Raw genomic sequence first — 12,516 nt, forward strand, 5'->3', positions numbered from 1 at the left:
GTATCGGGAGTAAACAAGATGATCGATATTTCCGTCTCGAACCTGGTCAAGGAGTTCGAGGTAGGCAAACGAATTTTAGACGGGCTCTCTTTCCAGGTGGATCAGGGAGAGCGGGTGGGCCTTCTGGGCCGGAACGGCGCGGGCAAGACCACGGTGTTCCGGCTGTTGACCGGCCAGCTGGAGCCGGACGAAGGCGAGGTAATGGTGGCGCCCGGCAAGGGCGTGGGCCTCATCTCCCAGATTCCGGTCTATCCGGCGGGGTATACGGTGGAGGATGTGCTGCTTACCGCGTTTGACAAGCTCCATGCGATGGAGCGGGAGATGTCGGAATTGACCGCACGGATGGAGCATGATCCCGACCCCGCGCTGCTCCGGCGTTACGGCGTCCTGTCCGCCGCCTTTGAGGCGGGGGGAGGCTATGATACGGCCACCGGACTCAATAAGGTGTGCAGCGGCCTGGAGATTTCCCGGGAAATGCGGGAGCAGCTCTTTTCCTCCCTGTCCGGGGGAGAAAAGACCCGGGTGAATCTGGCCCGGCTGATTCTGGAGGATACCGATATCCTGCTGCTGGACGAGCCCACCAATCACCTGGACCTGCACGCCACCGAATGGCTGGAGGATTATCTGGACCGCTATAAGGGTACGGTCCTGGCGATCTCACACGACCGCTGGTTTCTGGACCGGGTGGTCCGACGGGTCATTGAGATCCAGAACGGCAAGGCGGAGTTCTACGAGGGGAACTACAGCTTTTACGTAGAAGAGAAGGAGCGCCGCTATCAGGAGAGGCTGAAGCAGTACGAGAAGGAGCAGGCCAAGATCGAACAGCTCCAGGAAGCGGCGGACAAGCTCCACCTGTGGGCCTTCATGGGGGCGGACAAGCTCCACAAGCGGGCCTTTTCCATGGAAAAGCGCATCGAGCGCCTGCGTACCACCGACAGACCCGCCAAGGAACGCCGCCTGGACATCAAATTTGGGGAGCGGGAGTTCCGGGGAGATGAGGTGCTCACCATTCAGGACCTCAAAAAATCCTTTGACGGGCGCACTCTGTTCGAGCATGTGGATCTGGAGGTAGTGGGGGGCGAGCGCATCGCCCTGCTGGGGGACAACGGGACCGGAAAATCCACGCTTGTCAAGATCATCCTGGGGGAGGAGGAGCCGGACAGCGGCAGGCTGCGCATGGGGCCCACGGTCAGGATCGGCTATCTGCCTCAGATCATCCAGTTTTCCCACCCGGAGCGCAACCTGGTGGACACCATGATCTATGATCAGGACTGCAGCACCCAGACCGCCCGCAACCGGCTGGCTGCGTTCAACTTCCGGGGGGAGGACGTATTCAAGCCGGTCTCCGCCCTTTCCGGCGGGGAGCAGAGCCGCCTGCGCCTTTGCATGCTCATGGATGAGCAGATCAACCTGCTCATTCTGGACGAGCCCACCAACCACCTGGACGTGGCCAGCCGGGAGTGGATCGAGGCGGCGGTGGAGGCGTATGAGGGCAACCTGCTCTTCGTGTCCCATGACCGCTACTTTATCAATCGCTTCGCCACCCGTATCTGGATGCTGGAGAACGGCCGGATCACTGATTTTGACGGTACCTATCAGCAGTTCCAGGCCGCCCGGGAGCGTGCCGGGACCAATCGGGACGGCAAAGCCGCCCCATCCCCGCTTCCGAAAGAGGAGCCGAAGCCCCAGAAGAAGCGCTCCGGCGGCACCAAGGAGCTGGAAAAACAGGTGGCGGCGGCGGAACGGGCAGTGGCCAAGGCGGAGGAACGGCAGTACGAACTGGTGCAGAAGGCCGAGGAGGTGGCCTCCAACTACCTGGAGCTGCAGAAGGTCTATGACGAACAGAAGGCCCTGGAGGAGGAGATCGCCGCCCTCTATACCAACTGGGAGCGTTTGGCCGCCGAGCTGGAGGAGGCCCAGGCATGAGGAGGAAACAGGATTGCCGTCCCTATGCGGGACGCCGCAGGCCGGTTTGGCGGAGGGCCGCGGCGTTGCTGCTGCTGGCGGCGTTGGTTGCCTTCGGCGTGCTGGAGGCCGTTGTGCTCAGCGGCGGCCGGACTCAGATCCAGGGGCAGCCGGAGATCATGGTCATCTTCGGCTGCCAGGTAAAGCCGGACGGCCCCTCCGCTCTGCTGCGGGACCGGCTGGATACCGCCCTGGATTACCTGGAAGGTCATCCGGATCTCACTGTGGTGGTCACCGGCGGGCAGGGGGACGACGAACATGTGTCCGAGGCCCAATGTATGTACGATTATCTGACCGGGCACGGGGTGGACGGGGAGCGGATCGTTCTGGAGGACCGCTCCAGCAATACCTGGCAGAACATCCGGTATACGCTGGAGCTGTACCAGTCCGGCGCGCTGGAGCCGTCCGGGAAATTCCTTCTGGTGTCCAGCGATTTCCACCTGAGACGGATCAAGCTGCTGTGGGAGAGGGCCTGGCCGGGGACGTACACCCTCTCCACCCTGGCGGCGCCCTGCTCCCACCTTCCCTCCCGGGTGCAGATGTTCTTCCGGGAGCCCCTGGCTCTGGCCAAGTCTTTTTTCTTTGATAGGTGATATAGTTTGGATATGATGGAAAAACTGCGTCAGCTGGACCTGCACTTTGCCGACGTGGAAGCCCGCCTGGGGGCGGGAGAGACCTATGCCGACCCCGCTCTGGTCGCCCGGCTCAACAAGGAGCAGCGGGAGCTGGAGCCGGTTGTCCGGGCCTACCGGGACTACTGCCGCAGGCAGAACGATCTGGCCGACGCCGCGGCCCTCATGAGCGATGCGGATATGAAGGAACTGGCCCAGGAGGAGTACGCCGCGGCCAAGGCGGACCTGGAACGGCTGGAGGAGGAGATCCGGATCCTTCTGCTGCCGCGGGACCCTGACGATGATAAAAACGTCATTGTGGAGATCCGGGCCGGTGTGGGCGGGGAGGAAGCGGCCCTGTTCGCGCACTCCCTGTTCCGCATGTATTCCATGTATGCCGATGCCCGCCGCTGGAAGGTGGAGGTGGACTCGCTCAACGAGACGGAGCTTGGAGGGGTAAAGGAAATTTGCTTTACGATAGAGGGGGACGGGGCCTATTCCCGCCTGAAGTTCGAAAGCGGCGTCCACCGGGTCCAGCGTGTGCCTGAGACCGAGTCCGGCGGGCGCATCCATACCTCTACCGCCACGGTGGCGGTGCTGCCCGAGGTGGACGAGGTGGACTTCGAGCTCAACCCGGCGGATATCGAAATGCAGGTCTTCCGCTCCTCCGGCGCGGGGGGACAGCATGTGAACAAGACCTCTTCCGCCGTGCGCCTGATCCACAGGCCCACCGGCACGGTGGTGGAATGCCAGCAGGAGCGCAGCCAGTTCCAGAACCGGGACAAGGCCATGCAGCTGCTGCGCTCCCGCCTGTATGAGGAGAAAGTACGCGAACAGGAGGATGCGGTGACCAATCAGCGCCGCAGCCAGGTGGGTACCGGGATGCGCAACGAGCGCATCCGTACCTACAACTTTCCGCAGGGGCGCCTCACCGACCACCGCATCGGCCTGACTCTCTACAAACTGGAGAGCGTCATGAACGGCGATCTGGACGAGATCATTGACGGCCTGACCACGGCCGAACAGGCGGAAAAGCTAAAAAACAGCCAGGCGGAAAAACGCTGATTCCATTGCCGCGGCGGGAGCCCGTCGGCCCGTGCCCGGCAACGCAAATAAGGAGAACGCAAAATGGAACTGATCATTCATTTCAAAGGCCTGCCGGACGGCATGGACCTGGACGGCCTGAAACGCGGACTGGACGAAGTCCTGGAGGACGACGGCTGGCTCACCGGCTCCGGGCAGTCTGCGGAGGGCGGCTATGTGGAGCTGGAACTGGAGGACGAGCGCCGGAATCCCAAATACGGCATTCTGGCGGTAAAGCATTACCTGCGCCAAAATCAGTTCCCGGCCGGGACCGCCATCGAATTGGCAGGCGTATCGGTGGGGATCTATGAATAGAAAAGGGAGCGGAAAACGATGAAGAAAGCCATTGGAATTTTACAGGCGGTCTCCGGTGCGGCGACCCTGGCGGCGGGTGTGCTCACTCTGGTGCAGGCCTGCCTGGGCCGCCGCGGGCGCCGCTGAGACTGGGATCGTGAGGCGAATGAGCGTGAAAACAGAGAAATTCCGGCCCGACCAGGTGGCGGAGGGCGCGGCGGTCCTGCGCCGGGGCGGCCTGCTGGGCATTCCCACCGAGACGGTGTACGGCCTGGGGGCCAACGGCCTGGACCCGGAGGCGGTCGCGCGTATTTTTGCGGCAAAAGGCCGCCCTCAGGATAATCCGCTGATCCTCCACGTCCCCTCGGCGGATTGGCTGGAGCGTTACTGCGCGGACGTCCCGGGCGTGGCCTATACCCTGGCGGGACGCTTCTGGCCCGGCCCGCTGACCATGATCCTGAAGCGCAAGCCCGCCGTCCCGGACCGGGTGACCGCCGGGCTGGATACGGTAGGAATGCGCTGCCCGGACCATATGGTCACAAGGGCCATCATCGCGGCCGCCGGAGTGCCGGTGGCCGCCCCCTCGGGCAACACCTCCGGCCGCCCCAGCCCTACCAGCGCGGCCGATATGCTGGAGGATATGGACGGAAAAATCGACGGAATCGTGGACGGCGGCCCATGCTCTGTGGGGGTGGAATCCACCATTGTGGATCTGACCGTTACGCCCCCGCGGCTGCTGCGGCCGGGCGGTGTCACCCTGGAGGAGCTGGAAGCCGTGTTGGGCGAGGTGGCAGTGGACCCGGCGGTCCGGCGGCAGATGGGAGAGGACGAGCATCCCCGCGCCCCGGGCATGAAGTACCGGCACTACGCCCCCAAGGCCCCGGTAACGGTGGTGAAGGGAGCGCCGGCCGACGCGGCGCGCTATATTCGCCGCCATTTGAGCGAAGGCGAGGGGGTCATCTGCTTTACGGAATTTGTCCCCCTGTACGCAGGGCATCCGGTGGAGCCCATCGGCCCCGCCGACGACCCGGCGGAGCAGGCCAGGCGCGTGTTTGACGCGCTGCGCTATTTTGACGAGACCGACGTGGAGCACATTTGGGCCATGTGCCCCGATGAGGCGGGCATCGGTCTTGCCGTGGCGAACCGCCTGAACAAGGCGGCAGGCTTCCATATCGTAGAGGCGTAGCAGCCGCGCTGCAGACGGCTGCGGCGCGGCTGCCGGAGAAGACGGAGTCCGCCCGGCCGCCCGGCGCCGGGCGGAGCTGCTTGTGCGCGTACAGACGGGGGGCGGACCTCGTGCGGGAGGCCGTCCGATGAAGGAGGTGCGGCAAGATCATGAAGCGCATCGGGATCACCGGCCCCACAGGGGCGGGGAAGACCACGGCGCTGGATGCGCTGAAGGAATTGGGGGCCTGCGTCATCGATGCAGATGCGGTCTATCACGATTTGCTCCAGAGCAGCGCGCCCCTGCGCAGCGCATTGACCGACCGCTTTGGCGGAGAGATTCTGGACAAAGCGGGCAAACTAGACCGAAAGCGGATGGGAAACGTGGTCTTTCAGGACCCCGCAGCCCTGGCGGAGCTGAACGGCATCACGCACCGGTTCATTCTGGCGGAGATCGAGCGCTTGTGCGCCCAGGCGGAAGCGCAGGGACGGCCCGCAGCGGCCATCGACGCCATCGCCCTGGTGGAAAGCGGCGCAGCCCGGCGCTGTGAAGCAGTGGTGGGGGTGCTGGCGCCGCCGGAGGTGCGCATACGGCGCATCATGGCGCGGGAAGGCATACCGGAGGATTACGCGCGCCGGCGGGTGGAGGCCCAGCAGAAAGAGGACTTTTTTCGGACCCACTGCGGCTATATCCTGGAAAACGACGGGAGCAAGACACGGGAGCAGTTTCGGGCCGAGGCGCTGGCCCTGTTCCGGAAAATACTGGACGGCGCAGGTTGAAATGTTCATATTTCCATGATAAAGTGGATGGAAAGAGCAAGTAAGGAGGCAATACGATATGGAAGAAAAGCAAAAAACGCCCGGTGAGCTGCGGCGGGACGCGCTGCTCTACCGGCCCAAGAATGGCTATGACCGTCTGAGTGCCGGAGAAGAGACGGATATGAACGTCTACTGTGAGGACTATAAAAAGTTTCTGGACGCGGGCAAGACGGAGCGGGAATGCGTCGATGAGGCGGTACGCCTGGCCGAGGCAAAGGGGTTTCGGCCGTTTATCCGCGGGATGGCGCTCCAGCCCGGCGACAGGGTCTACCGGGTGAACCGGGGCAAGGCCCTCATGCTGGCCGTACTGGGCAGCCGTCCGATGAGCGAGGGCGTGAACATCGGTGCGGCCCACATCGATTCGCCCCGTCTGGATCTGAAGCAGAATCCCCTGTACGAGGACAGCGAGCTGGCGTTTCTCAAGACCCATTATTATGGCGGGATCCGGAAATATCAGTGGGTGACCATCCCGCTGGAGCTCCATGGCGTCATTGCCCGGAAGGACGGCTCCAAGCTCACGGTGGCCATTGGCGCGGCCCCCGGCGATCCGATGTTCACGGTGGACGATCTGCTGCCCCACCTGGGGGCCGAGCAGTCCAAAAAGCCCTTGGGCGAAGCCATCCCCGGCGAAAGCCTGAATCTGCTGGTGGGCAGCCGGCCATTCAAGGATGACGAGGGCTCGGAGCGGGTAAAGCTGGCCATCCTGGACCTTCTGAATCAGAAATACAACATCGTGGAAGAGGACTTCATTTCCGCAGAGCTTGTCGCAGTGCCTGCGTTCAAGGCTGTGGACGTGGGATTTGACCGCTCCCTGATCGGCGCCTACGGACACGACGACCGGGTGTGCGCCTTTGCGGCGCTGGCCGCGCTGCTGGACCTGGGTACGCCGGAGCGCACCGCCGTGTGCATGCTGGCGGACAAGGAGGAAATCGGCTCCGAGGGCGTTTCCGGCATGCAGTCCGCCGCCTTCGATACCTTCGTGAGCGACCTGTGCGACGTGCAGCGGGTCCCCCTGAAGGTCTGCTATGAAAAGTCCTTCTGCCTCTCCGCCGACGTGACGGCGGCCTTCGACCCCAACTTTGCCGATGTATACGAAAAGCGCAACAGCGCCCGCATCAATTACGGCATGGGCCTTTGCAAGTATACCGGCGCCCGCGGCAAGTCGGGGGCATCCGACGCTTCCGCCGAGGTCGTGGCCTATGCCCGGAAGGTGCTGGACGAGGCCGGCGTGGCCTGGCAGATGGCCGAGCTGGGCAAGGTGGACGCCGGCGGCGGCGGTACGGTGGCCTGCTATATGGCCCAGCGGGATATCGACACCCTGGATGCGGGAGTGCCCGTGCTCTCCATGCACGCGCCCTTTGAGACCGTTTCCAAGCTGGATTGCTATATGACCTATAAGGGCATGAAGGCGGTCTACGAGGCAAAGTAACGAAAAAACGGGAGCCCCGGAGAAAATTTCTCCGGGGCTTTGTCATATTTTGTTATACTTGGCTGAGCTGTTTCGTCAAATGGTCAGAGAACGAAAGGGGGGAGAACATGCAGGACGGAGAACTGGATCTGGAGCGCATGGTGGAGCACTGCGGGGACCGGCTGCTGCGTACCTGCGCCCTGTACCTGGGAGATGTGCATTCCGCAGAGGACGCGGTACAGGACACTTTTCTGCGGGCGCTGCAGGCAAAAGAGCGTTTTCGGGGGGACTGCTTACCAGAGACATGGCTGACTCGGATTGCTGTGAACGTATGCAAGGATTATCTGCGCAGCCCGTGGCGCCGCCGCCGCGCCCCCGTGGAGGCACTGGAGGACTGTGCGGTGCCGGGTCCGGAGCCGGAGGACGATACCCTGGCCCGCGCGGTGATGAGCTTGCCGGTCAAGTACCGGGGAGTGGTGACCCTCTACTATTACCAGGAGTGGAGCGTCAAAGAGATTGCCGGAGCACTGGGCTGCTCGGAATATGCGGTACGTATGCGTATGTCCAGGGCCAGAGGAATGCTCCGTGTGAAACTGGAAGGAGGGGACGGGCATAATGAAGCACATGCGTCAGGCTGACCGCCTGGATCGGGAGCTGGCGTGGCTTACCCTGAGTCGGGCCCGGCGGGACGCGATTCTGGCGGAACTGAAAGGAGAAAAGGATATGAAGAAGCGGCAGTGGACTTTGCGCACGACCCTGATAGCCGCCGCCCTGTGCGCTGCGCTGGCAGTGACCGCTCTGGCAGCATCACCGACCCTGCGGGACGCGCTGGAGGGCCTGCTGGGCGGGTTTGGAGGCTATGCCCAGACGGTGAACGGGGTCACTGTTACGGATCAGGGAATTCAGATCACTGTGGTCAAGGCTATCGCGGACGAGAACAATGGGAAATACTATCTGGAAGTAAAAGACCTGACGGGGGACCGGCTGACGGCGGACACCCATATGAACTTCGTGGCATATTCCGCCGCCTATGACCCGGAGAAGCGAACCCTGCTGGCGGAGGGTGCCTTGGGCAGTGAGGCGAGAGGTCCGCGCAATGAGGACGGCACGGCCACCATTACCATCAACGAGGTATGGGGCGGGGAGAACTTTGAGGGCGTCCCGCTGCCTGTGGAGCTGCTGGAGCCGGACAACGTGCTGAAGGCGTTCCGGCTCCCGGAGGAGCACTCCCGCGGTACCGATGACGACAGAGTCGCGCTGGTCCCTGAACAGACTCCCATGGAGCTGGAGGGAGCAGTTGGTTTTACTCTGTCTTCCATGGGATTTGATGAGAAGGGGCGGCTCCACATCCAGATCAAGGTGATGGACGGCTACGAGGTCCCGGAGTGGGAGTTCTATCCCGGCATTGAGATATGGTCGGTGGGCCCGTCCGATGGGGTCAGGAACGCCGTCGACTACCATTTTACATACAAGGGCAACCGGTACGTGGATTACCGTATGAACTTTTATACGGATATGATCGCTGAGGAATATCTGCCGAAGGAGATCTATCAAGGCAAAGAGCTCAACCTGGAGGGATGGATCGGTACGAAAGAGCGGATCGAAGGGGACTGGGAGCTGACCTTCCCCTTGAACATCCTGCCCGAGCGCACGGTGACCGTGGGGCAAACCATCAGTGGAAAGCCAGTGGAGACGCTCACACTCACCGCCATGAGCGCTGCCCTGGATCTTCGCCTCCCGGAGAACGAGAAACGGGGCGATCTGTCCGTTTTTCCGCTGAGCGTCTATCTGGCCGATGGAAGCCATATGACGATAGAGCGCGGAAGGAGCAATGTCTATGATGAGGAAGGCTACTATCAGGACTGCTGGACGTATCCCGATCCGGTGGAGCCGGAGCAGGTGACCGCCATCTCGGTGGGATACTGGTATATCCCGCTGGAAGGCGGAAGGGCCTTGCCGGGCCGGTGGCTGACGGAGCTGCCGTAATGAGGTGCAGCGGGCCTGCTTATAGGAGCGATAAGGGCGTGAAGGCGGTCTACGAGGCAAAGTAAAGAAAAAACGGGAGCCCCGGAGAAAATTTCTCCGGGGCTCCCGGCCGCAGACGGGGCCCCGCAGAATCCACACCCGCAGGCGCGGGGCGCCGGCCCATCCAGAGGTCAAGCCGCCCGGCAATCCATTTTCCCAGCGTACTGCCCAGGACCAGGCGGACGGCCAGCGCCGCCGCCCGGCAGAGCATGGGGACCATCCATACGCAGTGCGCAGCCAAGCCCATACCGAACAAGAGCGCGTTCCAGGGTGGCGATGGTTTTCAGACATTCCAAGTCCGCGTCGGAAAAATCCAACCAGGCACGCCTGTTTTTCTGCCGCGCCGGAGGGGCCGGCCGCTTTTCATGGACCTAGGGCATCACCGCACAATCCCCCACGCACGTCTTGGCGGCCAATTTGCGCCAATCCGCACGCGTTGAATGATGCGGTAATGCCCTAGAAGCGCACGGCGCGCTCGCTCAGTCCGGTGGCGCGCATAGCGCTTTCATTTTTATCCTTGCGCCTCCATTTCCCGGCATCAGGATACCCTCTGACGCAGGGGGAGCGTTAACCCCTTTCCGCAAAAGACGGATGATTTTCCCCTGTTCCGGGCAAACTGAGCCAAATGAAACGGGGAGGCATACCGATGGATGAGACGAAACCGACGGCCGAGACCGGCAGTGAGGACAACAGCGACTCCTCGCAGCGTCAGCAGCAGCTGGTGGATATGGGGTCGGCTACGATCAAGACCGAGCGGGGGACGATCCATACCCTGACCATCGTGGGGCAGGTGGAAGGGCATCAGCTGCTGCCGCCCACGGCCAAGACGACCAAGTACGAGCATGTGATGCCCCTGCTGGCCGCCCTTGAGGAGAGCGACGAGGTAGACGGCCTGCTGGTGCTGCTGAATACCGTGGGGGGCGATATCGAGGCGGGGCTGGGCATCGCGGAGCTGATCTCCAGCATGTCCAAGCCCACGGTTTCCCTGGTGCTGGGAGGCGGGCACTCCATCGGGGTGCCGCTGGCGGTATCCGCCAAACGCTCCTTTATCGCGCCGTCGGCGGCGATGACCATCCACCCGGTGCGTCTGAACGGGCTGGTCATCGGCGTCCCCCAGACGTTCAATTATTTCGAACGGATCCAGGAGCGGATCATCCAGTTTGTCACCAAAAACAGCGCTGTCAGGCGAGATACCTTTACGAAAATGATGCTCCAGACCGGAGAGCTGGCCGCTGACATCGGCAGTGTCATTTATGGAGAACAGGCGGTGGCCATTGGACTGATCGACCGGATCGGCGGGCTGTCCGACGCGCTGGAGTGCCTGCATCAGATGATGGACGAGGCGCGGCAGCGGAAAAACGCGCTTCGGGAGAGCCAGAGCTAGCGCCGGAGAATCCGCCCTTGCACTCCGGGAAAAATGCGGTTATAATAACAGGCGAAAGCAAGCCGTGCAAATGCCTGAAAATGGCCCGGTGGGTCGTTTTCGGGCATTTGGCATGTCTGGCACGGAAAGGAGCGCGGTGGAATGAAACGGATCTTGTCCCTGCTGCTGACGTTGACGCTGTTGCTGGCGGGATGCACTCCGGCAGCGGAAACGCCGGTACCGACACCGATGGAGACGCCGGCGGAAGAGCGGGTGGTCCGCTACGGGCTGTCCAACGCATGGGATTCTCTGATGCCCTACAACAGCCCGTCGGGAAGCAACTATTCCCGCATTATCTATGACAAGCTCTATGACCGCCTGGCCTACGTCCATGCGGACGGCACCCTGGATGCCCGTGCGGCCGTGTCCTGGGAGAGCGCCGATGGAGGCTATGCCGCGCTGTTTTGCTTGAATGAGGCCGCCGCGTTCCATGACGGCACCCCCGTTACGGCGGAGCACTGGGTGCAGACCATCACCCTGATGACGGACCCGGACTGTCCCGCTCCGGGGCGTTCGGTCTTCGCAGTGCTGGCCGGGACTGACGATACCGGCGCAGCGACCGGGGAGCGCCTGGGCGTAGAAGCGGTGGAGCCCTACACCCTCAAGCTTACCTTCAAGGCGCCCACCACGCCGGAGGACTTCCTGCTGGACCGGAACCGGGAATTTTATGTGCTGCCCACCCACTTGCTGGGGGAGAGCGCGCCGGAAGACGTGCTGTCTCTGGAGCTGTGGAACGCCCCTGTGGGCTCCGGGCCCTGCAAGTTTGTCTCCGAGACGGCCGGCAGCCAGCTGGTGCTCGCGTCCAATCCGGATTATCCGCTGGGCGCGCCCGGCTTTGACCGCCTGGTCATTACCGTGATGGACAAATCCAATCTGCTGACCTCACTCATTGCCGGGGACCTGGATTATTACGCCTTCGGAGGCAGCGTGTCTGTGGAGGACGCCGAACTGGCCCGCCAGGCGGGCCTGACGGTGCTGGAAGGGGAAGTGCCCAACACCTTCTTCGAGCTGATGCTCAATAACGAGACCATCGCCAGCGCGCAGGTGCGCCGGGCCATGGATTTGGCGCTGGATAAGCAGAGCCTTTGTCTCCAGTCCACCCAGGGCATGGGGGAGCCTACCGCCACCGACCTGACGCCCGGAACCGGCTATACCGCCCCGGTGACCTGGAGCCGGGATGTGGAGCAGGCCCGTGCTCTGCTGGAAGAGGGGGGCTACGCCGGACAGACCTACAAGCTCGCCTGTACCGCCAACCGCTCCGGTCTGGCGGCGCTGATGCAGCAGCAGCTGGACGAGGTGGGGATCACGGTGCTCATCGAGACGGTGGATTCCGCGACCATGTTTTCCGGGATGGTAGATGGAAGCTATGATATGGCCATCGCAAGCCATACGCCAGGCGCGCTGCCCCTGTGGTTCACGGAGAGCCGCCTGAGCGAAGGCAACAATATCTTCCACGTGGCGGATCTGGCGCCCTATGCCAGCTATTTTTCCGAAATTAAGGGGGCGGCCGACGCCGCTGTCCGGCAGGCCCTGGTGGAGCGGTTCCAGGAATTTCTGGCCGGCGAGCGCCCCTTCATCCCACTGTGGTTCGGCAGGGCGCTCCACGTCCAGTCCCCCACGGTGGAGGGCATCGATTACCCGTCGTCCAGCTTTTCCAACGAGAACGTCTGGGATTGGGTCAAACCGTAAAAAAGAGGACCTCCGTAGGGCCGCCGTCCCATGCG

Annotated in this window: 11 protein-coding genes; all 11 read left to right on the forward strand. The window is 62.8% G+C overall.

Annotation, left to right across the window (positions count from 1 at the left end; genetic code table 11):
* Positions 1 to 18: 18 nt before the first annotated feature.
* Positions 19 to 1,926 (forward strand): ABC-F family ATP-binding cassette domain-containing protein, encoded by a 1,908-nt coding sequence (locus tag H8S57_RS06625; protein ID WP_186907294.1) that lies wholly within the window; start codon positions 19 to 21, stop codon positions 1,924 to 1,926.
* Positions 1,923 to 2,558: a YdcF family protein gene (locus H8S57_RS06630; RefSeq protein WP_186907295.1), complete on the forward strand. Its 636-nt coding sequence runs from the start codon at positions 1,923 to 1,925 to the stop codon at positions 2,556 to 2,558. Before H8S57_RS06625 ends, H8S57_RS06630 begins: the two co-directional genes overlap by 4 nt.
* Before the next feature lie 12 nt (positions 2,559 to 2,570).
* The gene (gene prfA, locus H8S57_RS06635; RefSeq protein WP_186907296.1) at positions 2,571 to 3,641 is read left to right on the forward strand and encodes a peptide chain release factor 1; all 1,071 of its coding nucleotides are present in this window, start codon (positions 2,571 to 2,573) and stop codon (positions 3,639 to 3,641) included.
* A 63-nt stretch (positions 3,642 to 3,704) separates the two neighbouring features.
* Entirely contained in the window at positions 3,705 to 3,974 is a 270-nt protein-coding gene (locus H8S57_RS06640; RefSeq protein ID WP_186907297.1) for a hypothetical protein, read from the forward strand.
* A 145-nt stretch (positions 3,975 to 4,119) separates the two neighbouring features.
* Positions 4,120 to 5,139: an L-threonylcarbamoyladenylate synthase gene (locus H8S57_RS06645; RefSeq protein ID WP_186907298.1), complete on the forward strand. Its 1,020-nt coding sequence runs from the start codon at positions 4,120 to 4,122 to the stop codon at positions 5,137 to 5,139.
* 149 nt (positions 5,140 to 5,288) lie between these two features.
* Complete coding sequence (gene coaE, locus H8S57_RS06650; RefSeq protein ID WP_186907299.1) at positions 5,289 to 5,897, forward strand: dephospho-CoA kinase; 609 nt, start codon at positions 5,289 to 5,291, stop codon at positions 5,895 to 5,897.
* Between the two features lie 58 nt (positions 5,898 to 5,955).
* Entirely contained in the window at positions 5,956 to 7,365 is a 1,410-nt protein-coding gene (locus tag H8S57_RS06655) for an aminopeptidase (protein ID WP_186907300.1), read from the forward strand.
* 107 nt (positions 7,366 to 7,472) lie between these two features.
* Positions 7,473 to 7,982, forward strand: a complete 510-nt coding sequence (locus tag H8S57_RS06660; RefSeq protein ID WP_186907301.1) for an RNA polymerase sigma factor — start codon at positions 7,473 to 7,475, stop codon at positions 7,980 to 7,982.
* Positions 7,960 to 9,330, forward strand: a complete 1,371-nt coding sequence (locus H8S57_RS06665) for a DUF4179 domain-containing protein (RefSeq protein WP_186907302.1) — start codon at positions 7,960 to 7,962, stop codon at positions 9,328 to 9,330. The genes H8S57_RS06660 and H8S57_RS06665 overlap by 23 nt, the downstream gene beginning before the upstream one ends.
* Before the next feature lie 685 nt (positions 9,331 to 10,015).
* Positions 10,016 to 10,753, forward strand: a complete 738-nt coding sequence (locus tag H8S57_RS06670) for a ClpP family protease (RefSeq protein WP_186907303.1) — start codon at positions 10,016 to 10,018, stop codon at positions 10,751 to 10,753.
* A 141-nt stretch (positions 10,754 to 10,894) separates the two neighbouring features.
* Positions 10,895 to 12,481, forward strand: a complete 1,587-nt coding sequence (locus tag H8S57_RS06675) for an ABC transporter substrate-binding protein (protein WP_186907304.1) — start codon at positions 10,895 to 10,897, stop codon at positions 12,479 to 12,481.
* Positions 12,482 to 12,516 lie beyond the last annotated feature (35 nt).

The sequence above is a fragment of the Lawsonibacter hominis genome (genome assembly GCF_014287895.1).
Classification (GTDB): Bacteria; Bacillota; Clostridia; order Oscillospirales; family Oscillospiraceae; genus Lawsonibacter_A; species Lawsonibacter_A hominis.